Below are 21,740 nucleotides of genomic sequence, written 5' to 3'. Positions count from 1 at the left end.
CATCATCGACTCGGTTGCACAATGGAAGGAGCCAGGCGCAGCCATTGCACCTGGTCATGGCGTTGCAGTTTGACCGCCTGGCTGTCGATCGCCAGGATGCGCGCCTCGCCCAGCCAGTCGCCCACACGGCGTTGCTGGCCGTCGATCACCGCGTAACGCTGTGCACCGGCCAGCACGATGGCCTGCAGGCGCAGGGGCGCTTCGGCGGCTGCCGGGCTGGCCGAGGGCGAGGCACTGCGCGGTGCCTGGGTAGGGTCCAGCGCAGTCGGCGTGGCCGCCCAGGCCGGAAATGCCAGCAGGGCCAGCAGGGCCAGCCGTGCTGCACGAGGCTTGAATTGCTTGTCAGACACCCAGCCACCCCTGTTCACGACTCAAGGTATACAGCAGCAAGACAATCCGCGCGCCGCCCGTTTCCTGTACCTGGTAGTCGAGGCTTTGCCAGTACAGCCGCACCTGACTGCCGCGCACCGCCTGCAAATAACCAAGCAGCTCGAAATAGCCCCCCTCCAGGGTCAGGCGCACCCCATGCCGGTACAACTGCAAGGGCAGTGCGGCCGGCGATTGTGCCGCGTCGGCGGCAGGCAGCGTATTGTCCTGGGGCAAGTCCAGCGGTTCGCTGAAGCTTTGCAGGGCCAGCACACGCAGTTGCGGACGCGCCTGCAACAGCTCGCGCAGAACCTGCTGCATCTGTGCCGGACTGGCCAGGCCCGCGGTATCGCTGGCAATGCGCGCCTGCAGCTCGCCGGCCTGCGCCTCGCTCTGCTGCAACGCCTGGCGGTAGGCCAGGTTGGGATCGGCAGCAGCACGCGCCTGCAGGGCGGCCAGCTCCGCCTCAGCCTGTTCGATGCGCTGCACGTCGGCCTGCTGGGCCTGCCGGCTGTGCTGCAAACGCAAGCCCTGCGGGTCAGCCCACAGCAGCACATAGGCCATCAGCACGACCACCAGTCCGGTGGCGTAGATCAGCCATTGCTCGCGCGGCGCCAGCAGCCGCCAGCGTTGCCAGAGTTCATTCATCTGCCGTCTCCTCAACACCCGCACTGCGCAGGCGGAACTCGAACAGCCCATCCTCGCCACGCTGCAATTGCAGGTCGGCGAACTCGCGCCCGGCAAACACCGGGCTCTGTCCCAGACTGCGCAGGTACAGCGGCAGCAGCTCCTGGTTATTGCTGCGCCCGCTCAGCTGCATCTGCCGCCCGCCGTCCTGCAAGAGGATGTGGCGCAGCCACAGGCCCTGCGGGGGATGCTGGCTGGACAGCGCCTGCAGCGGCGCGACGAAGCCCTCGCCCTGCAGGCTCAGCGTCTGCAGGTGATCGAGCAGTGCCTGCAGACGCGCTGCACGCTGCTGGCTGGCCAGCAGCTGCTCGGGCAGGCGGGCATCCAGTTCGGGCTCACGGAAGCTTTCGCGCTGTTGCGCCAGGCTGGCGGTCAATGACTCGGCGGCCTGTTGCAGGCGCTGTTGTGCGCTCTCAGCCTGGCGCACCTGACCATGCAGCCACAGGCCGTGGCCCAGCAACAGCAGCCAGAGCAGCGCCTGACCGGCAAGCATCAGGCGCACGCTGGGGCCACTACGGCGCCGGCGCTCCTGCTGGAACAGGTTGAGGTTCTGCATCAGCCGGCCTCCTGACGCAATGCTGCGCCCACCGCACCGATGCAAAAGGCCTGCGCGGCATCATCCAGCTCCGCCGCCGGCTGACCGGGAAACAGCTCGGCCAGGCGCAGGGGCAGTACATGCACGGCCAGCCCGCTGCTCAGCGCCGCCAGGGTCGGCTCGCCCAGGCGCTTCATCGGTAGCAGCAGGAGGCGGGCGATATAGCCCTTGCCCAGTTGGCCTTCGTAGTAATCCAGCGAGCGCTGCACTTCGAGGATCACGTTAGCGAAATCCTCGCCGGCCTGGTCGAGGCCCTGTTCGATGCGCCGACTCATGTACAGTTCGCTGCCGTTCTGGATGCAGATCAGCCCTTCGCTGGAACGCAGGCGCAACAGCCCCAGGTTGATGCCCTCGGCACCCGCCAGCAGCCCCAGGTTGCGAAACGCCATCTCGGTGATATCGATACTCTGCAGACGCAGGCCGGCATGTCGCACCAGGCGTTCGCCCGCCTGCATGCGCGCCTTGTCGAGCACCGCGCAGAAACTGCGCCGGGCGCGTCCGCGGTAGGCGTCCTCGGGCAGATTGAAGCCATCCACCACGTAGTCGGTGAGGCTGTTGCCGACCAGTTCGCGGACTTTCCAGCGCAGCGCGTCACGCAGCTCGTCGGCAGCCACTTCGGGGGCATCCAGCAGGTGAGCCTGATAGTCGGCCGGGTGCAGCAGCAGGTTGACCGGCATGTCCTGCAGGCCATGTTCCTGCACCAGTGCCTTGAGTGCGGCCTCCTGCTCGGCGGGCGGCACAGCGCGGAACTCGCAGCGCTGCAGCAACGGGCTGCCATCCTCGCGGCGCTCCACCTGCGCCAGGGCGATGCCTTGCGGCCCACACTCGATGCCGATCAGGCCTGCAGCGACCCGCACCTTCCTAGTCTTCAACCAACGCAAACCTGCGCCCCCAGAACAGCCTGCAACGCACTTCGGGCAAACCCGGTGCCAGGCTGTAGAATGCTTTGCTCGTGCCGGCGCACAGCGCGCCAGCTCCCTGCCTCAACCTGTATCCAGGCCTCTTGTTATGTTTCATGTCGTGCTGTTCCAGCCGGAAATTCCGCCCAATACCGGCAACATCATCCGCCTGTGTGCCAACACCGGCAGCCAGCTGCACCTGATCGAGCCACTGGGTTTCGAGCTGGATGACAAGCGCCTGCGCCGCGCCGGGCTGGACTATCACGAATACGCGACATTGAAACGCCATCACAGCCTGGTCGACTGTATCACAGCTATCGGCGGCGGCAGGATTCTGGCGCTCACCACCAAGGCTAGCCACAGCTATGCCGAAATGCACTATCTGCCCGGTGACATATTCCTCTTTGGCCCGGAAAGTCGTGGCCTGCCCGCGGAGATTCGCGACAGCCTGCCAGCCGAGCAGTTGCTGAAGATCCCCATGCGCCCGGCGTGCCGCAGCCTCAATCTGTCCAATGCGGTGGCCGTGGTGGTCTACGAAGCCTGGCGCCAGCAGGGATTCGCCTGAGCCGGCACAACGTGACCTGACAGTCACACTCCGCGTCAGCATAGGCACCCCTGGCTGCGACCCCCGGTCGCGCCCACGCCTTCAGTGCTGCCCAAGGAGTTCCAGGCATGTCACGTTTACCTGTCATCGTCGGTTTCGGCGGTTATAGCCCTGCCGGGCGCAGCTCGTTCCACCATGCCTTCCGTCGTTGCGTGCTGGACAGCCTGCCCACCCAGGCCCGCCAGGAAACCCTCGCTGGCCTGGCACAGATGATGGGCCTGATCAGCAGCCAGCATGGCCAGTACCAGAGCCTCGCCGGGGAGCCGTTGAGCCTGGCGCAGATCGAGCAGGACCATGCCCAGGCGGTCCGCGACGGCACGCTGATCCGGCGCATCGAGGCGCGCTGCCTGGATGTCGACGCGGCACCCTGGCAGAAGAACCTGAGCATCACCGGCACCGCCGGCAAGCCGCTGGTCTTCATCACCCAGCGCAAGCAGCTACCCGAGCCGCTGCCCAGCGACTGGGTGGTCGAAGCACTCAATGCCAGCGAAGTGCAGGTCACCGTCTACGAAGGCTGCGACGTCAAGGTCGACAGCCTGCGCGAACTGCCAGTGAAATCCGCCGGCCAGCTGCCCAGCGGCTTCGAGCCGGCAGCGCTCTACCACTCGCACTTTCACCCGCGCGGCCTGCAGCTGGCGATTGTCGGCGCCACCGACGCCCTGCGCGCCAGCGGGCTGAGCTGGGAGTACCTGTGCAGCCAGGTGGCGCCGGACCAGATCGCGGTGTTTTCCGGCAGCGTGATGAGCCAGCTCGACGATGCCGGCTATGGCGGCCTGCTGCAGTCGCGCCTGAAAGGTCAGCGGGTCAGCGCCAAGATGCTGCCGCTGGGCCTCAACACCATGCCCGCCGACTTCATCAATGCCTATGTCCTGGGCAGCGTGGGCAGCACCGGCAGCGTCACCGGGGCCTGCGCGACCTTCCTCTATAACCTGCAGAAGGCCATCGACTGCATCCACAACGGCAGCGCGCGGGTGGTGCTGGTCGGCAACAGCGAAGCGCCGCTGACCGCCGAGTGCATCGAGGGCTACGCCGCCATGGGCGCGCTGGCCAGCGAGGAAGGCCTGCGTCAGGTTCAGGAGCGCAACGGCGAAGGCAGCGCGAGCATCGACTGGCGCCGCGCCAGCCGGCCCTTCGGCGACAACTGCGGGTTCACCCTGGCCGAGTCGAGCCAGTACGTGCTGCTCATGGATGACGAGCTGGCCCTGCAGCTGGGCGCCGACATCCATGGCGCGGTGCCCGAGGTATTCATCAATGCCGACGGCTTCAAGAAATCCATTTCCGCGCCCGGCCCGGGCAACTACCTGACCATGGCCAAGGCGGTGGCCAGCGCCATCGACCTGCTCGGCGAAGACTGCGTGCGTCGCCACAGCTTCGTGCATGCCCACGGCTCCAGCACCCCGGCCAACCGAGTGACCGAGTCGGTACTCCTCGACCGCGTGGCGCAAGCCTTCGGCATCAGCCAGTGGCCGGTCTGTGCGATCAAGGCCTACCTGGGCCACAGCCTGGCCGCGGCCAGTGCCGACCAGTTGATCGCCGCGCTGGGCAGTTTCCAGCATGGTCTGCTGCCGGGCATCAAGACCATCTCCGCAGTGGCCGACGACGTGCAGCGAAGCCAGCTGGACATCCTCACCGCCGACCGCGAGCAGCAGGCCCAGCTGTGCTTCCTCAACTCCAAGGGCTTTGGCGGCAACAATGCCAGTGCCGTGGTGCTGGCACCGGCGCTGACCGAGCAGCTGCTCAGCCGCCGGCACGGCGCGGCACGCCTGGCCAGCTGGCGCCGGCAGCGCGAGCAGACCCGCGCCGTCGCCCAGGCCTATGAGCAGCACGCGCTGCACGGCCAGCTGGATATCCTCTACCAGTTCGGCCACCAGCTGATCGACGAGCAGCAGCTGCAGATCGACCGCCAGGGCATCCGCGTCCCCGGCTTCGCCCAACCGATCCGCTATGCCCCCTGTCGCTATGCGGACCTGCGCGAAACGCGCTAGATGCCGCTGCGCAGCCGCTCAGTCCAGGCTGCGCGCCAGCTGCAACAGCTGGCTACGCCAGGGCGCGGCCTGCGGCAGGGCGAGAAAGTGCGGATTGAGGAAATCGGCACGCGGCGGATAGCGCAACGGTTCGCCGTGCAGGTCGAGGACCAGCCCACCCGCCCCTTCCAGCACCGCCTGCGCGGCCGCGGTATCCCACTGCGAGGTGGGGGCCAGACGCGGATAGCAGTCGGCGGCGCCTTCGGCGAGCAGGCAGAACTTCAGGGAACTGCCCACGCTGGTCAGCTGCAGGTCAGCGAACCACTGGCCCAGCCCGGCCAGCAGACGCTCCTGCGCCGGGCTGCTGTGCCGGCGACTGGCCACCAGCACGAAGGCCTCCTCCGGGGTATCGCGCACCGCCAGCGGCTCGGCCGCCTGGCCGGGATCGACGCGCCAGGCGCCGAAACCGGCACCGCCGTAGTAGACACGCCCACTGGCTGGAATCCCCACCAGGCCGAAGTGCACCTGGCCGCCTTCGATCAGCGCCAGGTTGACGGTGAACTCATCGCTGCCGGCAATGAACTCCTTGGTGCCGTCGAGCGGATCGACCAGCCACCAGCGTGACCAGCCAAGGCGCTCGGCCAGGGGGATTTCCGCGTCTTCCTCGGAGAGCAGCGGAATGCCCAGGCCCAGCGCCTGCAAACCATCACGCAGGCAGGCATGTGCAGCCAGGTCGGCGGCGGTGACCGGCGAGCTGTCGCTTTTTTCGCTGACTTCCAGCGGTTGCCGCCAGTACGGCAGGATGGCCTGGCCGGCCGCACGGACCAGTTCGATCAGCGCCTGCAGGGGTAACTCGTTCATGGGCGGAACAGGCCTCGCTGGATGAGCAGATCACGCGCCAGATACAGCGCCGCCAGGGCGCGCCCTTCGCTGAACAGCGGATCGTGGATAAGTTGTGCCAGCTCGCCCAGGTGCACCTGGTCCACCCGCATGGGCTCCGGCTCGTCACCCGGCAGGCGCTCGGCATACAGGTCACGGGCCAGCACCACCTGGATCTTCTGGCTCATGTAGCCCGGCGACAGGCTCAACTCGGCCAGCCACTCCAGCTCGCGGGCGCCGTAGCCGGCCTCTTCCTTGAGCTCGCGGTTGGCCGCCGCCAGCACATCTTCGCCGGGCTCCACCAGCCCCTTGGGCAGGGACAGCTGGTAATCATCGGTGCCGCCGCAATATTCCTCGACCAGCAACGCATGACAGTCGTCGCGCATCGCCACCACCATCACCGCGCTATAACCGGTGCCGCGGCTGGCCAGGCGCTCATAGGTGCGCTCGACGCCGTTGCTGAAGCGCAGCTGCAGCTCTTCGACACGAAACAGGCGGCTGCTGGCAACGATCTCACGGGCCAGCACGGTGGGTTTCTCACGCATCACGGCACTCCTTGTGGCAGGCGGTTATCATACCCTGCCCGGCCAGCCTGTCTGTGCCCCCGGACCCACCTGCGCGACGAAATCATCATGTCCGACACCCTGCCCTGGAACGCCATCGACACCGTGCTGCTGGATATGGACGGCACCCTGCTCGACCTGCACTTCGACAACCACTTCTGGCTGCAACACCTGCCGCAGCGCTATGCCGAGCATCACCAGTGCAGCCTGGCCCAGGCGCGGGCCGAGCTGCTGCCGCTGTTCGAGGCGCACGCCGGCCAGCTGACCTGGTATTGCCTGGACTTCTGGAGCGCCGAACTGGGCCTGGACGTGGCCCTGCTCAAGCGCGAAGTCGCCCACCTGATCCAGCTGCGCCCACACGCCCAGGCGTTTCTCGCCGCACTGCGCCAGGCTGGCAAGCGCGTTGCGCTGATCACCAACGCCCACCGTGACTCGCTGTCGCTGAAGCTGGAGAAAGTCGAGCTGGCACCCTGGTTCGAGCGGCTGATCAGCGCCCACGACTACGGCTTCCCCAAGGAAGACCAGCAGTTCTGGTTCGCCCTGCAGCAGGATTTCGCGTTCAGCCCGGCACGCACCCTGTTCATCGATGACAGCCTGCCGATCCTGCGCAGCGCGCAGCGCTATGGCATCGCCCACCTGCGCGCGATCAGCCATCCAGACAGCCGCCTGGGCGCCAAGCCCAGCGAGGAGTTCATCGCCATCGAGGATTACCGGCTGCTCTGTCAGGCACTGCTGAGCAGCGCCTGAGCGCCACTCAGGCCTGGACGTTGGCCGCCGGGTTGATCATGCGGCCCAGGCCCAGGTTGCGCAGGGCCAGGTGCAGGGCGCTGTGGATGACCTGCGGGTTGTCGATCTGCAGCACCTGGGCGAGCAGCTCGCGGGCCTTGCCCAGGCTGATCTGGCGCAGCAGCCACTTGACCTTGGGCAGGTTGGTGGCGTTCATCGACAGTGAATCGAAACCCATGGCCATCAGCAGCATGGCCGCCGCCGGGTCGCCGGCCATTTCGCCGCAAATGCTCACCGGCTTGCCTTCGGCATGGCTGCCTTCGACCACCAGCTTGAGCGCATGCAGCACCGCCGGGTGCAGGAAGTCGTAGAGATCGGCCACCCGTGCATTGTTGCGGTCAACCGCCAGCAGGTACTGGGTCAGGTCGTTGGAACCCACCGAGATGAAGTCGGCCTGCCGCGCCAGATCGCGGATCTGATAGACCGCCGCCGGCACTTCGATCATCACCCCGACCGGCGGCATGACCACGTCCAGTCCCTCGTCACGCACTTCGCCCCAGGCACGGTGAATCAGGTGCAGAGCTTCTTCCAGCTCCTGCACGCCGGAAATCATCGGCAAGAGGATGCGCAGGTTGTTCAGGCCCTCACTGGCCTTGAGCATGGCGCGCACCTGCACCAGGAAGATTTCCGGGTGGTCGAGGGTAATACGGATGCCGCGCCAGCCGAGGAAGGGGTTGCTTTCCTTGATCGGAAAATACGGCAGCGCCTTGTCGCCACCGATATCCAGGGTACGCATGGTCACCGGCAGCGGGTGGAAGGCCTGCAGCTGCTCGCGGTAGATCGCCAGCTGCTCCTTCTCGCTGGGGAAACGCTCACGCGCCATGAACGGCACTTCCGTGCGATACAGGCCGACGCCCTCGGCGCCGCGCTCCTGGGCACGGGTGATGTCGGCGAGCAGCCCGGTATTGACCCACAACGGCATGCGCTGGCCATCCAGCGTCTCGCAGGGCAGCTCGCGCAGGGCATCCAGGCCCTTGTTCAGCTGGCGCTCTTCCTCGACCACCTCGTCGTACTGACGACGCAGCTCGGCGGACGGGTTGGTGAACACCTCGCCATGGTAGCCATCGACGATCAGCTGGATGCCGTCGACCTTGGCGTAGGGCAGGTCGACCACCCCCATGACCGTGGGAATACCCATGGCGCGGGCGAGAATCGCCACGTGCGAGTTGCCCGAGCCGAGCACCGAGACCAGGCCGGCCAGCTTGCCTTCCGGCACTTCACCGAGCATCGCCGGGGTCAGCTCCTCGCTGACCAGAATGGTGTTGTCCGGGTAGGTGAGTTTTTCCTTGTGCGCCTGCTGCAGGTAGGCGAGCAGCCGGCGGCCGAGGTCCTTGACGTCCGACGCCCGCTCGCGCAGGTAGGCATCATCCATCAGCTCGAAGCCCTTGACGTGCTCGGCCACCACCTGGCGCAGCGCACCTTGTGCCCACTGCCCCTGGCGGATGATCTGGCTGACTTCCTGGCCGATGGCCGCATCGTCGAGCATCATCAGGTACACATCGAACAGCGCGCGCTCCTCGGGGCGCAGCTGGGTGGCCAGCTTGGCCGACAGCGTGCGCATGTCCTCGCGGACCGCTTCAAGGGCCTGGGTGAAATTGGCCAGCTCGGCCTCGATATCCTCGATGCGCTTGTCCGGCACCACGTCGAGGTCAGCCGGCGGCAGCATGACCAGCGCCGGGCCCACCGCCACACCGGGCGAACCGGGCACGCCAACGAACTTGGCCTCCTGAATACCCTTGCCCTGCTTGCCCAGGCCCTGAATGGTGCCGGTCGCCTCGGCATGCGCGATAACCCCGGCCAGCTGTGCGCTCATGGTCACCAGGAAGGCTTCTTCGCCCTCGTCGAACTGGCGTCGCTCCTTCTGCTGCACCACCAGCACGCCCATCACCCGACGGTGGTGGATGATCGGTGCGCCGAGGAAGGAGGCATAGCGCTCCTCGCCGGTCTCGGCGAAGTAGCGATAACGGGGGTGTTCCGAGGCATGCTCCAGATTGAGCGGCTCTTCACGGCTGCCGACCAGGCCGACCAGGCCCTCGTTGGGGCTCATGCTGACCTTGCCGATCGCCCGCTTGTTGAGGCCGTCGGTGGCCATCAGCACGAAGCGGTTGCTCTCCGGGTCAAGCAGGTAGACCGAGCAGACCTGGCTGCCCATGGTCTCCTTGACGCGCTGCACGATGATCGTCAAGGCCGCCTTGAGATCCTTGGCGGCGTTCACTTCCTGGACGATCTTGCGCAGCGTATTGAGCATGCCGAATATCCTGTGTGTTCAGTCCCGCGCCAGCAGACGCGGGGCCAACTCCTTCAAGGCGCGCCGATAGACCTCACGCTTGAAATTGACGACCTGGTTGAGCGGGTACCAATAGCTGACCCAGCGCCAGCCATCGAACTCGGGCTTGCCCGAGGCATCCATGCGCACCCGTTGCTCGTCGCCGGTCAGACGCAGCAAAAACCATTTCTGTTTCTGGCCGATACACAGCGGCTGGCTGTTCGTACGCACCATGCGCTGGGGCAGACGATAACGCAGCCAGCCGCGCGTACAGGCGAGGATCTTCACATCCTGAGGAGTCAGGCCGACTTCTTCGTTGAGCTCGCGGAACAGCGCCTGCTCCGGACACTCCTGGGCGTTGATACCGCCCTGGGGAAATTGCCAGGCATCCTGGTTGATACGCCGCGCCCACAGCACCTGGCCAACATCATTGGCGAGGATGATGCCGACATTGGGGCGAAAACCATCGGAATCGATCACTTGAACCACCTCGCAAACGCATGTGCCGGCATTGTTCCACAAAGCCGGCAACAGCGGCAACGCAGCCTTGGCGCGGCTGGGAAAGCCCAGGCAAAGCGGCTATTCTGGCGCGCCCACGACCACCTGGAAACCGCACGACATGCCCCGTCTGGCCCTCTTCGATCTCGACAACACCCTGCTGGCCGGTGACAGCGACCACAGCTGGGGCGAATTCGTCTGCCGTCGCGGCCTGGTCGACGCCCAGGCCTACGAGGCACGCAACAATGCCTTCTACGCCGACTACTGCGCCGGCCAACTGGATGTAGTGGCCTACCAGAATTTCAGCCAGGAGATTCTCGGCCGCAGCAGCCTGGCGCAGCTGGCGCAATGGCATGCCGAGTTCATGCAGGAAGTCATCGAACCGCTGATTCTGCCCAAGGGCGAGGCCCTGCTGGCGCAGCACCGCGCCGCCGGCGACCTGCTGGTGATCATCACCGCGACCAACCGTTTCGTCACCGCGCCGATCGCCGCACGGCTCGGCGTGGATACGCTGATTGCCACCGAGTGCGGCATGCAGGACGGCCGCTATAGCGGACAGATCACCGGCACGCCCTGCTACCAGCACGGCAAGGTGCTGCGCCTGCAGCAGTGGCTGGCGGAAACCGGGCACAGCCTGGAGGACAGTTACTTCTACAGCGACTCGCGCAACGACCTGCCGCTGCTCGAGGCGGTCAGCCATCCGGTAGCCGTCGACCCCGACGAGGTGCTGCGCGCCACCGCCGAGGCGCGCGGCTGGCCGGTGCTCAGCCTGCGCTGAACACCCGCCCGGCGCCTGCTTACATCGGCTTGGCGCCCATCAGCGCGGAAATCGCCAGCAACAGCAGCAGGCTGCCCAGCGCGTACAGCGTACAGAGCAGGCGCGGGCGATCCGCCGCCGGGCTGCCCGACAGGTTCTGCCAGGCGGCCAGGCGACCGGCCAGCAACAGCCCGAACAGCAGCAGCAGGCCATACAGCGCGGTACTCAGCAGCAGCCACAGCTGGCTCAGCGGCCAGCCCGCGTAGTCAACCAGCAGCCAGCCGCTCACCGGCAAGCTCAGCGCCAGCACGAACAGCGCCGGCAGGCTGTAGCGGCGGGTCACCCGCAGCTTGCGTTGCAGCACGGCGACGTCGCCGCTGCGCTGCGCCTTGAACAGCATGAAGGTATGCGCCAGCACGCCAAGCAGCAGGAGTACGGCAGGCAGGCTGTGGCTGATTTTCAGCAGCAGGTAGGCATTCATATGGTTATCCCAGGAACAGTGAATAGGCAGGGTTGTCGCTTTCATCCCAATAGGGGTAGCCGATGGCATCCAGGGCCGCCGGAATCAGCTGGCGCTCCTCGTGCGGCACCTGCAGGGCCGCCAGCACGCGGCCATCGGCGGCACCGTGGTTGCGGTAGTGGAACATCGAGATGTTCCAGCGACCGCCGAGCTTGTTGAGGAAGTTGAACAGCGCGCCCGGCCGCTCGGGGAACTCGAAGCGGAACACGCATTCATCAGGCACCGCCGCCGCATGGCCGCCGACCATGTGACGGATATGCAGCTTGGCCAGTTCGTTGTCGGTCAGGTCGAGCACCGGGAAGCCCTTGTCACGCAGCCCTTGCACCAGCGCGGCACGCGGGTCGTTTTCCGGGTGGGTCTGTACGCCGACGAAGATGTGCGCCTCGCCGTCGGTGTGGTAACGGTAGTTGAACTCGGTGATCTGCCGCTTGCCGATCGCCTCGCAGAACGTCTTGAAGCTGCCCGGCTGCTCGGGAATGGTCACGGCGATGATCGCCTCGCGCTTCTCGCCCAGTTCGGCGCGCTCGGCAACATGGCGCAGGCGGTCGAAGTTGATGTTGGCGCCCGAGTCGATGCCTACCAGTACCTGGCCATGCGCGCCGCGCTCTTCGACATATTTCTTGATCCCGGCCACCGACAGCGCGCCGGCCGGCTCGGTGATCGAGCGGGTGTCGTCGTAGATGTCCTTGATCGCCGCGCAGATTTCGTCGGTGCTGACGGTGATCACTTCATCCACATAGTGTTTGCAGACGTCGAAGGTGTGCTGGCCAATCTGCGCCACCGCCACGCCGTCGGCAAACAGCCCGACGCTCGGCAGCACCACGCGCTCGCCAGCGGCCATGGCGGCCTGCAGGCAGTTGGAGTCATCCGGTTCGACACCGATCACGCGGATCTCCGGGCGCAGGTATTTGACGTAGGCAGCAATACCGGCGATCAGCCCGCCGCCGCCCACCGGCACGAAAATGGCGTCGAGCTGACCCGGCTGCTGGCGGAGGATTTCCATGGCCACGGTGCCCTGGCCGGCGATCACCAGCGGGTCGTCATAGGGGTGGATGTAGGTGTAGCCCTTCTCCTCGACCAGCTTGAGCGAATGGGCCAGCGCCTCGGGGAAGGCATCGCCATGCAGCACCACCTTGCCGCCACGCGCCCGCACGCCCTGTACCTTGAGTTCCGGCGTGGTACGCGGCATGACGATGGTTGCCTTCACGCCCAGGTGCTTGGCGGCCAGCGCCAGGCCCTGGGCATGGTTGCCGGCCGAGGCAGTGACCACGCCACGCGCCCGCTCGGTTTCGCTGAGCTGGGCCAGCTTGTTGTAGGCGCCGCGAATCTTAAACGAGTACACCGGCTGCAGATCCTCGCGCTTGAGGAGAATCTGGTTACCCAGCCGCTCGCTGAGCTGGCGGGCCGCTTGCAGCGGGGTTTCCACCGCGACATCGTAGACGCGCGAGGTGAGGATGTGTTTCACGTACTGTTCAAGCATTGCGGCAGGTCTTTGGCTGGCGTGTGAACCGGCGAGTCTACCCCACTGTTTTACCGCGCGACCACAGAGAAACAGGGGTTTTCCGCCGTGCAGCAGCTATAATCGCCGGCCTGTTTCCTTCATTCCCGACGGTGCCGCATGACCCAGGATCAACTCAAGCAAGCCGTGGCCGAAGCGGCCATGGACTACATTCGCCCGCGTCTGGAAAAGCACAGCGTGATCGGCGTCGGCACCGGCTCCACGGCAAACTTTTTCATCGACGCCCTGGCCCGCCACAAGTTCGACTTCGACGGCGCGGTCGCCAGCTCCGAAGCCACCGCCAGCCGCCTCAAGGCACACGGCATCCCGGTGTATGACCTGAACAGCGTCAGCGAGCTGGAGTTCTATGTCGACGGCGCCGATGAAAGCGATGAGCGCCTCAACCTAATCAAGGGCGGCGGCGCCGCACTGACCCGCGAGAAGATCGTCGCCGCCGTGGCGCGCACCTTCATCTGCATTGCCGACGAGAGCAAGCTGGTGCCGGTACTCGGCCAGTTTCCGCTGCCGGTCGAGGTGATCCCCATGGCGCGCAGCCATGTGGCCCGGCAACTGGTGCGGCTGGGCGGCGACCCGGTCTACCGCGAGGGCGTGGTGACCGATAACGGCAACGTGATCCTCGACGTGCACAACCTGTCCATCGTCGACCCGCAGCGCCTGGAAGCCGACATCAACGCAATTGTCGGGGTGGTCTGCAACGGCCTGTTCGCCGCGCGCCGCGCCGACCTGCTGCTGCTCGGCACCCGCCAGGGTGTCCGCCAGCTGAGCCGCTAACCCGACCCCAGGGGCTGACAGCAAGAACCCGCCGGATGGCGGGTTCTCTGCACAGTACAGCGCGCCTCAGGCCAGTTCGTCGAAGCACTCGGCGACGATGGCCAGGCCCCGCTCCAGCTGCGCGTCGGGAATGGTCAGCGGCATGAGGAAACGGATGACGTTGTAGTAGGTGCCGCAGGACAGCAGGAGCAGCCCCTTGTCACGGGCACGCGCGACGATCTTGCCCACCAGCTCGGCGGCCGGTTTGCTGTGGTCGCCTCCCTCGAACAGCTCGATGGCCACCATCGAACCCAGGCCACGCACGTCACCGATCACCTTGTGCTTGGCGGCGATGGCATTCAGGTCGGCCTTGAGCTTCTCGCCCACCGCCTGCGAGCGCTCCAGCAGCTTCTCTTCCTCGAACACTTCCATCACGGCCAGCGCCGCGGCGCAGGCGATCGGGCTGCCGGCGTAGGTGCCGCCCAGGCCGCCAGGGGCGATCACGTCCATGATCTCGGCTTTGCCGCACACGCCGGAGATCGGGAAGCCGCCGCCCACCGATTTGGCAAAGGTAGTCAGGTCCGGGACGATGCCCAGCTGCTCGCAGGCGAAGAAGGTGCCGGTACGCCCGGCGCCGGTCTGTACTTCGTCGGCGATCAACAGGATGCCGTGCTCGTCGCACAGCGCGCGCAGGCGCTGCATGAAGGCCGGCGAGTTGACGTAGAAGCCGCCCTCGCCCTGCACCGGCTCGATGATGATCGCGGCGATGTCGCGCGGCTGCGCATCGTTCTTGAAGATGCGCTCGATGCTGGCAATCGCGTCATCCTCGCTGATGCCGTGCAGCGGGCACGGCGCCAGGGCGCGGAACACGCCGCCGGGCATCAGGCCCATACCGGCGGAGTACGGCACGACCTTGCCAGTCAGGCTCAGGGTCATCATCGTGCGGCCGTGGTAGGCGCCGGTGAAGGCGATCACCCCGGCGCGGCCGGTGGCGGCGCGGGCGATCTTCACGGCGTTCTCCACTGCTTCCGAGCCGGAGGTGACCAGCAGGGTTTTCTTGGCGAAATCACCCGGTACGCGCTTGGCGATGGCTTCACAGAGGGCGATGTAGGGCTCGTAGGCCAGCACCTGGAAGCAGGTGTGGGTCAGCTTGCTCAGCTGCTCCTGCACGGCGGCGATCACCTTTGGATGCAGGTGGCCGGTGTTCAGCACGGCGATACCGCCGGCGAAGTCGATGTACTCGCGGCCGTCGACGTCCCACACGGTGGCGTTCTCGGCGCGCTCGGCGACGATCGGGTGGATCTGGCTGACGCCACGGGCCACGGCGGCCTGGCGACGCTGCAGGAGAGATTCGTTCTTGCTCATGGTGTCCTCATAAGCCGTAACGGACGGCTCGGTCCAAGGATGATGACGGGGCTGGGCAGAGCAGACAGCTAACGATGATCGAACTGTCGCCTGCCCGCTGGCCGTCGGCTGGGTTAGCCGGTGCCACCACCGGAAACGCCGACGCCGGGTGACTACAGCTCCTGCCTGCCACCCGACACCCACGGATTCATAACTGGAAAGCTTGAAACTGATTCATAGCCTCGCGAGCTAGAGCCAGGCAAGGCGGAGGTGGCCGAGGGAGCGCAGTTTACGAGCTGTAAATGAGCATCCCGAGGCCGCCTCCAACGCAGGCTGGCCTACGCGCAGCAGGCCATGGATCGGTTTCACACGCCGCCCAGGCACAGGTATTTGATTTCGAGATAGTCCTCGATGCCGTACTTGGAGCCCTCGCGGCCCAGCCCGGAGGCTTTTACCCCGCCAAACGGTGCCACTTCGGTGGAAATCAGTCCGGTGTTGATGCCGACCATGCCGTACTCCAGCGCCTCGGCGACGCGGAACACGCGGCCCAGGTCGCGAGCATAGAAGTACGAGGCCAGGCCGAACTCGGTGTCGTTGGACAGGCGGATCACCTCGGCCTCGTCCTTGAAACGGAACACCGGCGCCAGCGGGCCGAAGGTTTCTTCCCTGGCTACCGCCGCATTGTGCGGCACGTCGACCAGGATGGTCGGCTCGAAGAAGCTGCCACCCAGGGCGTGCGGCTGGCCACCGAGGGCCAGCTTGGCGCCCTTGCCCAGGGCGTCGGCGATATGCTCCTCGACCTTGGCCACCGCCTTGCTGTCGATCAGCGGGCCGGTGGTGGTGCCGTCTTCCAGGCCGTTGCCGATCTTCAGCTTGGCCACGGCGGCCTTCAGCTTGTCGACGAAGGCCTCGTACACGCCGTCCTGTACGTACAGGCGGTTGGCACACACGCAGGTCTGCCCGTTGTTGCGGTATTTGGAGATCAGCGCGCCTTCCACGGCGGCATCCAGGTCGGCGTCATCGAAGACGATGAACGGCGCGTTGCCGCCCAGCTCCAGGGACACCTTCTTGATGTCGTGGGCGCATTCGGCCATCAGCTGGCGGCCGATCTCGGTGGAGCCGGTGAAGCTCAGCTTGCGCACGATCGGATTGCTGGTCAGCTCGCCACCGACTTCGCCGGCACTACCGGTGACCACGCTGAACACCCCAGCCGGAATACCCGCCTGGGCGGCCAACTCGGCCAGCGCCAGCGCGGAAAACGGCGTCTGCGAAGCGGGCTTGAGCACCATGGTGCAGCCGGCAGCCAGCGCCGGGCCGGCCTTGCGGGTGATCATCGCCGCCGGAAAATTCCACGGGGTAATCGCCGCGGTCACGCCGATCGGCTGCTTGATCACGATGATGCGCTTGTCCGGTTGATGACCGGGGATGGTGTCGCCGTAGATGCGCTTGGCTTCCTCGGCAAACCACTCGATGAAGGAGGCGGCGTAGGCGATCTCGCCCTTGGCCTCGGCCAGCGGCTTGCCCTGCTCCAGGGTCATCAGGCGGCCCAGGTCGTCCTGATTGGCCATGATCAGCTCGAACCACTTGCGCAGCTTGCCGGCACGCTCCTTGGCGGTCAGCGCACGCCAGGCCGGCAAGGCGCGCTCGGCGGCTTCGATGGCACGGCGGGTCTCGGCGCGGCCCATCTTCGGCACACTGCCGAGGATTTCGCCGGTCGCCGGGTTGTTCACGGCGATGCTCTGGCCACTGTCGGCGTCCAGCCACTGCCCATCGATATAGGCCTGCTGGCGGAACAGCTGCGGGTTGTTCAGGTGCATGGGATCTCCTCGGAGCCGCCCGTGGCGGTCGTGACGCTGTTGTTCTTATGGGCCAGCAGGCCGTTTGAAATGTCAAACGCATCCTAGGACTGACTCCGCCCAAGGGCAAGAGGCTGTTCGAAAAAAACAACGAATTGTTAGGCGATTCCCGCACACACACCCGGCAATGCCTTGACACACATGTGCGGCAAACACGTACCCGGCAGGGTATAGTCTTGCCCGCGGCCACAAGCCGCCGCTATTCAAATGAAGGAGTCATACCGTGAAAGCAATGATGATCAGCGCCCTCGCCGGCGCGGTGCTGGCCAGCACCGCAGCCCAGGCCCAGCTCAAGCCCGAAGAACAGGTGGAAATCCGCCAGGCTGGCTACCAGTTCATGGCCTGGAACATGGGCAAGATCAAGGCCCAGGTCATCGACGGCAAGGAACCCTACGACCAGGCCAAGGTCGCCGCCGCCGCCAATGCCATCGCCGCCATTGCCAACTCCGGCATGGGCGCGCTGTACAGCCCAGACACCACCAGCGCGCAACTGGGCAAGCAGACCCGCCTTAAGCCGGAATTCTTCGACAACCTCGAAGAAGCCGGGCGCATCGGCGGTGAGTTCGTCAAGCATGCCAACCAACTGGCCAGCGTAGCCGCCGGCAACGACCAGGCGGCGATCAAGAAAGCCTTTGGCGACGTGGGCGGCTCCTGCAAGTCCTGCCACGACAAGTTCCGCGCCGACTAAGCCCCCTGCAGGCGGCCTGCCCGGCCGCCTGCACGCTACCAGGCCAGCGCCGGTGCTGCAGCGGCCGGCGCTGGCATGAAGTGCGCCGGCAGACGCTCTACCGCCCAAACCACCGCGACGGCCAGTAGCAGCGCCAGCAATGCCACAGGCCACCGGCCGCCCCGCGCATCCGCTTGCTGCGCATGCTCGCGCCGCGCCCGACCACTAAGCATGGCCCGCCATAGCGGCTTGCCGCGCAACGCGTAAAAGCCAATCGCCGTCACATGCAGGCCGATCAGCGCCAGCAACCACCACTTGCCCTGGCGATGCAGGCCACTCAGCCAGTCACTGGTCGCCGCGCTGACCAACGGCTGCAAGGGCCCGTGGGTGGCAATGTCGTCCGTCGCCAGTAACCCGCTCAGCACCTGCGCGAACAACAGCCCGAGCATCGCCAGCACCGACAACACGCCCAGCGGATTATGCCCGGCCGCCTGCCACTGGCCACGCAGGTAGCGCGGGAGACCCGCCAGGCTACGCAGGATGTAGCCCCAGCGCGCATAGGTGGAGCCACACAGCCCCCAGACCAGACGGAACACCAGCAAACCGAGCACCAGCGAACCCAGGCGGGCATGCCAGGGCATCAGGCTGCCGCCCAGCCAGCCAGTCAGCAACGCCGCCGTGACACTGCCGGCCAGCAACCAGTGAAACAGCCGCAGCGGCCAATCCCAGAGTCTGAAACTGTCCTGCATCGCCCACCTCCCTTCGCTCACGGTGCCAAACGACGCCAGGTTTGCGTACGCCCAAGCGCCTCGATACCGATGAAACCACGCAGGTGCAACTGCTGGCCATCCTCATCCAGGCTGACCTTGGCCTTGTAGACCTCGCCCTTGGCCGGGTCGAGCACCTGGCCGCCCACCCAGCGGCCATCCTCGTCGGCACGCAGCCCCCAGAGGATGGTCATGCCCTTGATCGGCTGGGCATGGCGCTCACCCTCACAGGCCTCGCACAACGGATTGTCCTGTCCCGAATGATTGAGCAGTTCCACCACCCGCCCGCTCAGCTGACCTTCGCCGGAAACCTGCAACTCCACCACCGACTTGGCCTTGCCGGTCTCGTCATCGATGGTCTGCCAGCGTCCCTGCGGCGAAGGCCCGGCCTGCACCGTTGCCACTACCAGGGTCAACGCCAGACCTGCCACTACACGCCACTGCATCATCAGCTCCTCAGCACAAACGGCCCCACGGCCGGGGGCCGGCACTCTACTGCAGGCCCTGCCGCAACGAAACCACCTGCCCACCCGGCATGGACGCGCCCCGGCAAGATGCGTATGATTCGCCCGCGCAACGCATCCGTAGCTCAGCTGGATAGAGTACTGCCCTCCGAAGGCAGGGGTCGTGGGTTCGAATCCCGCCGGATGCGCCATCTTTCTCTGCATTACCCGCCTTCTCCAGGCTGAACGATTCGCCCCCTGAATCGATGATTCCCCGAAAAACTCCCACAAACGTCTGCCGGCGTCCGAACAACGCTGTACTCGATTTGGGTTGGGTGATAGCGGGGCGGCTTCAACCAGCAAGAACCAGACGCTGCTAAACGAGATGAGGCTGTTTACCGGCGTAAGCGGAGCGCGCGCTCAATCGCCATTCCCAACATTCAGCCACGCAGACTCTGCGAGCAATTGTCTGTGGATATCTGGGCTTTGCTTGACACGACCGGAGAACCATGCACGGCAGTAACTCTCAGCCGGCCCGATAATCAGCGAGGGTATGAGCTCGCGCGGCAGATCCTTCAGGTCACGCTGGTGGGCTGGGTCGCTGAACCAATCTCTCATCTGAGCATTCCTGACGCGATTGGCTTCCTTGAGCTGATCACTGAAGGCACTTTGCGCGACTGCGTAGCGGGCCTGGTATTGAAAGCGCGCCCAGTCTGGCTGGCCAACGACCCAATCCACATAGCTAAAGACCAACGCACAGACCCACTCTCGGGTCGAACTTACGCCGCTTACGTAGCCGTCTCGCAGGCGTGCTTGGTCGTCCAGCGCCGCCATGTAGAGCGCCGCTATCACGCCTTCCTTGTTTCCAAAATGGTGATAGATCGATCCGACACTCGTCTCGCTCTCAGCGCGGATGATATCGATGGTGGTTGCATCGATTCCGTACTCGTTGAACAGCCGCAAGGCGCAACGAAGAATCTGCCGCTTGGACTCGGCACGACGCCCGGGGTAGCAGCGCTCAAGGAGATCAGCAGGTTCCATTCTTCAGTCCGGCTAGAAAAACGCGATGGTAAGTGAAACGGAGAGCCCGTACGAGTCGTTGACGGCGCCCCGAAACAAGAATATTGTTCTAGAACAGAATTCGGTTCTGTTTTTTTACCCTACCGTTCACCAGATCAGAGGTCACCCTTCATGAGCCAGACTCTCGGCATGTACCAAAGCGTTGGCGCTTCCGCTTTCAGCAACATGGCCTGCCAAATGGCCCCTTACTTCGCCACCATTACCCCGGAAATTTCCGTGCTGACTCCCGGTCGCGCTGAAGTGAAAGTGCCTTTCCGCAAAGAAATCACCAACCATCTCGCCTCCGTCCACGCTATCGCACTGTGCAACGCGGCTGAACTCGCCGGCGGCATGATGACCGAGGTATCCATCCCTGGCGGCGCAAAATGGATTCCGAAAGGCATGACCGTCGAGTATCTGGCTAAAGCCAAGACCTCCGTTCATGCAATCGCGGACGGCAGTGACGTCGACTGGGAGTCGGCGGGCGATAAGGTGGTTCCGGTCGAGATTTTCGATGAGGCTGGCGTGAAGGTTTTTACCGCGCGCATCACCATGAACGTAAAGCTTGGCTAAGCAGCTGGCCGGCCAGCCGCTTTGCTAGCGGCTGGTTATTTAAATTTACATCGAATCGATGTGTAAGGCTCAAGTGAACGCCGCATTATCTAATTGAGCGAGAAATCTAGTGATGGCTGCCAGCACTGTTTCTGGGTGTTCGCGGTGGGGCACGTGCCCGCAATCCAGCAGAATCTGCAGGTCACTGGGGCCAGATGCCAAAGCACAGATGCGCTCGGGATGGAGCCGCGAACCGTACTCGTCATGATCGCCATGCAGGGCAAGCAGTGGGCACTCGACCTTGGCCAGTTGCTCGTCCAGGCTCCACTGGCGAAAGGCGTCCGACAACCAGGTGTCGATCCAGGCGTGCAGCACCCACTCTGCTTTTTCGGCGTGATAGCGCTGTAATCGCTCCAACTGCCCAGGCATTGCGAATTGCCGCTCTGCGATACGAATCCCATCCAGCGTCGCGGTGTCCACGAAGGCTTGCGCAGATTCGGTGATTAGTCCCCGGCAGGCCTCTGCATAAGCAGCCGCACAGCTAACTGCCATGCCGCCACCGACGCTATGACCGAGCAACACGAACCGGCTCAGGCCAAGTTGTTGGCAAAGGGCGCGAAAACTGCCATGAGCCTCATCCTCGATAAAGCTTGGCGGCAGCTTGCCCGAGTAGGCGGTAGAGCGTCCAAAGCCCAGGCGGTCGTAAGCGATCACACGGCGCCCACTGGCCTGCGCCAGGCGAGCAGGGAAGTCCCGCCACAAGGCCACGCAGCCCAGCGAGTCGTGCAACAGCACGATAGGAGCGCCACACGCCTCAGATGGAGTCCAGCTTTGGGCAAAGAGCTGTCCGTGCTCAGTGTCGATCCAGTGCTGGCAGGTGGATATATGCTGCATGGAATAGCGCTCCACTACTCGCTAAGGCGATATGCCGAGGCGCTGAACAGGGCAATACGGGTGCTCCGACTGTCCGTCACCAATACTTGGTAATGGGCGATTTTTCTTGAGCCTCCCATCAGGGTAGCGGTGGCGGTCAGTACATCCCCCTCTGCTCTACTCATATAGCGAACCTCGGCCTGCAGACCGATATACACCGCAGCACCAGCATTGCAGGCCGCAGCAAAGGCGATATCAGCCAAGGAGAAGATCAGCCCGCCGTGGATACCGCCCAGTGCATTGCGATGCTGTTCTCCGATGTGCAGCCGACACGCCGACTGCTCGAAGCTGCTGTGCAACGACTCGATCCCGAGAAGCTCGGCAAAGTGATCCGGAGCGCCAGTACTACCTGCTTGCATCTTGCCTCCCACCGCCTGGCGGTATCTGTAAAAGAACGTCAGTCAGCGTATTCTTGAGTTAGAACGAAAGCAGGGTTCTAAAGGGATTATCGATAGTCTGATCAGGC

General features: G+C 65.0%; 24 protein-coding genes and 1 tRNA gene. 8 read left to right on the top strand and 17 right to left on the bottom strand.

Annotated elements, in window-relative coordinates:
- Nucleotides 1-2: 2 nt before the first annotated feature.
- Genes CFY91_RS09955 through CFY91_RS09940 form a run of 4 tightly spaced genes read right to left on the bottom strand, consistent with a single transcriptional unit; the run spans nucleotide 3 to nucleotide 2,505 of the window.
- A complete protein-coding gene (locus CFY91_RS09955; protein ID WP_093986203.1) occupies nucleotides 3-350 on the bottom strand; it encodes a hypothetical protein in 348 nt (115 codons plus the stop codon).
- A complete protein-coding gene (gene gspM, locus CFY91_RS09950; RefSeq protein ID WP_093986202.1) occupies nucleotides 343-1,014 on the bottom strand; it encodes a type II secretion system protein GspM in 672 nt (223 codons plus the stop codon). The genes CFY91_RS09955 and gspM overlap by 8 nt, the downstream gene beginning before the upstream one ends.
- Nucleotides 1,007-1,609, bottom strand: coding sequence for a PilN domain-containing protein (locus CFY91_RS09945; protein WP_093986201.1), 603 nt, complete (start codon nucleotides 1,607-1,609; stop codon nucleotides 1,007-1,009). Before CFY91_RS09945 ends, gspM begins: the two co-directional genes overlap by 8 nt.
- Complete coding sequence (locus tag CFY91_RS09940) at nucleotides 1,609-2,505, bottom strand: MSHA biogenesis protein MshI (RefSeq protein ID WP_229727199.1); 897 nt, start codon at nucleotides 2,503-2,505, stop codon at nucleotides 1,609-1,611. The genes CFY91_RS09945 and CFY91_RS09940 overlap by 1 nt, the downstream gene beginning before the upstream one ends.
- Before the next feature lie 151 nt (nucleotides 2,506-2,656).
- Here CFY91_RS09940 and trmL point away from each other — a divergent pair, with 151 nt between their 5' ends.
- Nucleotides 2,657-3,112 carry a tRNA (uridine(34)/cytosine(34)/5-carboxymethylaminomethyluridine(34)-2'-O)-methyltransferase TrmL gene (gene trmL, locus CFY91_RS09935; protein WP_093986199.1) on the top strand — a complete coding sequence of 152 codons (456 nt, stop codon included), beginning with the start codon at nucleotides 2,657-2,659 and terminating at the stop codon, nucleotides 3,110-3,112.
- Between the two features lie 107 nt (nucleotides 3,113-3,219).
- Nucleotides 3,220-5,136, top strand: coding sequence for a beta-ketoacyl synthase (locus CFY91_RS09930; RefSeq protein ID WP_093986198.1), 1,917 nt, complete (start codon nucleotides 3,220-3,222; stop codon nucleotides 5,134-5,136).
- Nucleotides 5,137-5,154: 18 nt separating this feature from the next.
- Here CFY91_RS09930 and cysQ read toward each other — a convergent pair whose 3' ends face one another.
- Nucleotides 5,155-5,976 (bottom strand): 3'(2'),5'-bisphosphate nucleotidase CysQ, encoded by an 822-nt coding sequence (gene cysQ / locus CFY91_RS09925; protein WP_093986197.1) that lies wholly within the window; start codon nucleotides 5,974-5,976, stop codon nucleotides 5,155-5,157.
- Nucleotides 5,973-6,539 (bottom strand): ADP compounds hydrolase NudE, encoded by a 567-nt coding sequence (nudE, locus tag CFY91_RS09920; RefSeq protein ID WP_093986196.1) that lies wholly within the window; start codon nucleotides 6,537-6,539, stop codon nucleotides 5,973-5,975. Before nudE ends, cysQ begins: the two co-directional genes overlap by 4 nt.
- Nucleotides 6,540-6,626: 87 nt before the next feature.
- Here nudE and yrfG point away from each other — a divergent pair, with 87 nt between their 5' ends.
- Nucleotides 6,627-7,304, top strand: coding sequence for a GMP/IMP nucleotidase (yrfG, locus tag CFY91_RS09915; protein ID WP_093986195.1), 678 nt, complete (start codon nucleotides 6,627-6,629; stop codon nucleotides 7,302-7,304).
- A 7-nt stretch (nucleotides 7,305-7,311) separates the two neighbouring features.
- Here the strand turns inward: yrfG and ptsP are convergent, their stop codons facing one another.
- Nucleotides 7,312-9,591: a phosphoenolpyruvate--protein phosphotransferase gene (ptsP, locus tag CFY91_RS09910; protein WP_093986194.1), complete on the bottom strand. Its 2,280-nt coding sequence runs from the start codon at nucleotides 9,589-9,591 to the stop codon at nucleotides 7,312-7,314.
- An 18-nt stretch (nucleotides 9,592-9,609) separates the two neighbouring features.
- The gene (locus CFY91_RS09905) at nucleotides 9,610-10,089 is read right to left on the bottom strand and encodes an RNA pyrophosphohydrolase (RefSeq protein ID WP_093986193.1); all 480 of its coding nucleotides are present in this window, start codon (nucleotides 10,087-10,089) and stop codon (nucleotides 9,610-9,612) included.
- Between the two features lie 139 nt (nucleotides 10,090-10,228).
- Here CFY91_RS09905 and CFY91_RS09900 point away from each other — a divergent pair, with 139 nt between their 5' ends.
- Nucleotides 10,229-10,885, top strand: coding sequence for a histidinol-phosphatase (locus tag CFY91_RS09900; RefSeq protein WP_093986192.1), 657 nt, complete (start codon nucleotides 10,229-10,231; stop codon nucleotides 10,883-10,885).
- Between the two features lie 19 nt (nucleotides 10,886-10,904).
- On the opposite strand, the gene CFY91_RS09895 is transcribed toward CFY91_RS09900, so the two are convergent.
- Together CFY91_RS09895 and ilvA are read right to left on the bottom strand one after the other, a co-directional pair.
- The gene (locus CFY91_RS09895) at nucleotides 10,905-11,345 is read right to left on the bottom strand and encodes a DUF2269 family protein (protein WP_093986191.1); all 441 of its coding nucleotides are present in this window, start codon (nucleotides 11,343-11,345) and stop codon (nucleotides 10,905-10,907) included.
- 4 nt (nucleotides 11,346-11,349) lie between these two features.
- On the bottom strand, nucleotides 11,350-12,939 hold the full coding sequence (gene ilvA / locus CFY91_RS09890) for a threonine ammonia-lyase, biosynthetic (protein WP_371870535.1): 1,590 nt from the start codon (nucleotides 12,937-12,939) through the stop codon (nucleotides 11,350-11,352).
- Nucleotides 12,940-13,002: 63 nt separating this feature from the next.
- Here ilvA and rpiA point away from each other — a divergent pair, with 63 nt between their 5' ends.
- Nucleotides 13,003-13,674 carry a ribose-5-phosphate isomerase RpiA gene (gene rpiA, locus CFY91_RS09885; RefSeq protein ID WP_093986189.1) on the top strand — a complete coding sequence of 224 codons (672 nt, stop codon included), beginning with the start codon at nucleotides 13,003-13,005 and terminating at the stop codon, nucleotides 13,672-13,674.
- Between the two features lie 66 nt (nucleotides 13,675-13,740).
- Here rpiA and gabT read toward each other — a convergent pair whose 3' ends face one another.
- Nucleotides 13,741-15,018: a 4-aminobutyrate--2-oxoglutarate transaminase gene (gene gabT, locus CFY91_RS09880; protein WP_093986188.1), complete on the bottom strand. Its 1,278-nt coding sequence runs from the start codon at nucleotides 15,016-15,018 to the stop codon at nucleotides 13,741-13,743.
- A 344-nt stretch (nucleotides 15,019-15,362) separates the two neighbouring features.
- Nucleotides 15,363-16,814, bottom strand: a complete 1,452-nt coding sequence (gabD, locus tag CFY91_RS09875) for an NADP-dependent succinate-semialdehyde dehydrogenase (protein ID WP_093986187.1) — start codon at nucleotides 16,812-16,814, stop codon at nucleotides 15,363-15,365.
- A 271-nt stretch (nucleotides 16,815-17,085) separates the two neighbouring features.
- Between gabD and CFY91_RS09870 the strand changes: the two genes are divergently transcribed.
- Nucleotides 17,086-17,541: a c-type cytochrome gene (locus tag CFY91_RS09870; RefSeq protein WP_371870536.1), complete on the top strand. Its 456-nt coding sequence runs from the start codon at nucleotides 17,086-17,088 to the stop codon at nucleotides 17,539-17,541.
- A gap of 35 nt (nucleotides 17,542-17,576) precedes the next feature.
- On the opposite strand, the gene CFY91_RS09865 is transcribed toward CFY91_RS09870, so the two are convergent.
- Complete coding sequence (locus CFY91_RS09865) at nucleotides 17,577-18,269, bottom strand: cytochrome b/b6 domain-containing protein (RefSeq protein WP_093986186.1); 693 nt, start codon at nucleotides 18,267-18,269, stop codon at nucleotides 17,577-17,579.
- A gap of 17 nt (nucleotides 18,270-18,286) precedes the next feature.
- Nucleotides 18,287-18,736, bottom strand: coding sequence for a DUF2147 domain-containing protein (locus CFY91_RS09860; protein ID WP_093986185.1), 450 nt, complete (start codon nucleotides 18,734-18,736; stop codon nucleotides 18,287-18,289).
- A 129-nt stretch (nucleotides 18,737-18,865) separates the two neighbouring features.
- On the opposite strand from CFY91_RS09860, the gene CFY91_RS09855 reads away from it, so the two are divergent.
- Nucleotides 18,866-18,942, top strand: a tRNA-Arg gene (locus CFY91_RS09855).
- A gap of 208 nt (nucleotides 18,943-19,150) precedes the next feature.
- Here the strand turns inward: CFY91_RS09855 and CFY91_RS09850 are convergent.
- Complete coding sequence (locus tag CFY91_RS09850; RefSeq protein WP_093986184.1) at nucleotides 19,151-19,771, bottom strand: TetR/AcrR family transcriptional regulator; 621 nt, start codon at nucleotides 19,769-19,771, stop codon at nucleotides 19,151-19,153.
- 150 nt (nucleotides 19,772-19,921) lie between these two features.
- Here CFY91_RS09850 and CFY91_RS09845 point away from each other — a divergent pair, with 150 nt between their 5' ends.
- A complete protein-coding gene (locus CFY91_RS09845; RefSeq protein ID WP_093986183.1) occupies nucleotides 19,922-20,362 on the top strand; it encodes a hotdog fold domain-containing protein in 441 nt (146 codons plus the stop codon).
- Nucleotides 20,363-20,431: 69 nt separating this feature from the next.
- Here CFY91_RS09845 and CFY91_RS09840 read toward each other — a convergent pair whose 3' ends face one another.
- Both CFY91_RS09840 and CFY91_RS09835 read right to left on the bottom strand, forming a co-directional pair.
- Nucleotides 20,432-21,235: an alpha/beta fold hydrolase gene (locus CFY91_RS09840; protein WP_093986182.1), complete on the bottom strand. Its 804-nt coding sequence runs from the start codon at nucleotides 21,233-21,235 to the stop codon at nucleotides 20,432-20,434.
- Between the two features lie 14 nt (nucleotides 21,236-21,249).
- The gene (locus tag CFY91_RS09835) at nucleotides 21,250-21,633 is read right to left on the bottom strand and encodes a PaaI family thioesterase (protein ID WP_093986181.1); all 384 of its coding nucleotides are present in this window, start codon (nucleotides 21,631-21,633) and stop codon (nucleotides 21,250-21,252) included.
- Nucleotides 21,634-21,740: the final 107 nt, after the last annotated feature.

Source organism: Pseudomonas fluvialis, from assembly GCF_002234375.1.
Lineage (GTDB): Bacteria > Pseudomonadota > Gammaproteobacteria > Pseudomonadales > Pseudomonadaceae > Aquipseudomonas > Aquipseudomonas fluvialis.
This window is presented reverse-complemented; position numbering and strand designations above follow the sequence as displayed.

Bases quoted from the DNA above. Each gene is read 5' to 3' on its own strand.
- gspM (WP_093986202.1), bottom strand. From the start codon at position 1,014: ATGAATGAACTCTGGCAACGCTGGCGGCTGCTGGCGCCGCGCGAGCAA.
- CFY91_RS09945 (WP_093986201.1), bottom strand. From the start codon at position 1,609: ATGCAGAACCTCAACCTGTTCCAGCAGGAGCGCCGGCGCCGTAGTGGC.
- trmL (WP_093986199.1), top strand. From the start codon at position 2,657: ATGTTTCATGTCGTGCTGTTCCAGCCGGAAATTCCGCCCAATACCGGC.
- CFY91_RS09930 (WP_093986198.1), top strand. From the start codon at position 3,220: ATGTCACGTTTACCTGTCATCGTCGGTTTCGGCGGTTATAGCCCTGCC.
- cysQ (WP_093986197.1), bottom strand. From the start codon at position 5,976: ATGAACGAGTTACCCCTGCAGGCGCTGATCGAACTGGTCCGTGCGGCC.
- nudE (WP_093986196.1), bottom strand. From the start codon at position 6,539: ATGCGTGAGAAACCCACCGTGCTGGCCCGTGAGATCGTTGCCAGCAGC.
- yrfG (WP_093986195.1), top strand. From the start codon at position 6,627: ATGTCCGACACCCTGCCCTGGAACGCCATCGACACCGTGCTGCTGGAT.
- ptsP (WP_093986194.1), bottom strand. From the start codon at position 9,591: ATGCTCAATACGCTGCGCAAGATCGTCCAGGAAGTGAACGCCGCCAAG.
- CFY91_RS09900 (WP_093986192.1), top strand. From the start codon at position 10,229: ATGCCCCGTCTGGCCCTCTTCGATCTCGACAACACCCTGCTGGCCGGT.
- CFY91_RS09895 (WP_093986191.1), bottom strand. From the start codon at position 11,345: ATGAATGCCTACCTGCTGCTGAAAATCAGCCACAGCCTGCCTGCCGTA.
- rpiA (WP_093986189.1), top strand. From the start codon at position 13,003: ATGACCCAGGATCAACTCAAGCAAGCCGTGGCCGAAGCGGCCATGGAC.
- gabT (WP_093986188.1), bottom strand. From the start codon at position 15,018: ATGAGCAAGAACGAATCTCTCCTGCAGCGTCGCCAGGCCGCCGTGGCC.
- gabD (WP_093986187.1), bottom strand. From the start codon at position 16,814: ATGCACCTGAACAACCCGCAGCTGTTCCGCCAGCAGGCCTATATCGAT.
- CFY91_RS09870 (WP_371870536.1), top strand. From the start codon at position 17,086: ATGATGATCAGCGCCCTCGCCGGCGCGGTGCTGGCCAGCACCGCAGCC.
- CFY91_RS09865 (WP_093986186.1), bottom strand. From the start codon at position 18,269: ATGCAGGACAGTTTCAGACTCTGGGATTGGCCGCTGCGGCTGTTTCAC.
- CFY91_RS09860 (WP_093986185.1), bottom strand. From the start codon at position 18,736: ATGATGCAGTGGCGTGTAGTGGCAGGTCTGGCGTTGACCCTGGTAGTG.
- CFY91_RS09850 (WP_093986184.1), bottom strand. From the start codon at position 19,771: ATGGAACCTGCTGATCTCCTTGAGCGCTGCTACCCCGGGCGTCGTGCC.
- CFY91_RS09845 (WP_093986183.1), top strand. From the start codon at position 19,922: ATGAGCCAGACTCTCGGCATGTACCAAAGCGTTGGCGCTTCCGCTTTC.
- CFY91_RS09840 (WP_093986182.1), bottom strand. From the start codon at position 21,235: ATGCAGCATATATCCACCTGCCAGCACTGGATCGACACTGAGCACGGA.
- CFY91_RS09835 (WP_093986181.1), bottom strand. From the start codon at position 21,633: ATGCAAGCAGGTAGTACTGGCGCTCCGGATCACTTTGCCGAGCTTCTC.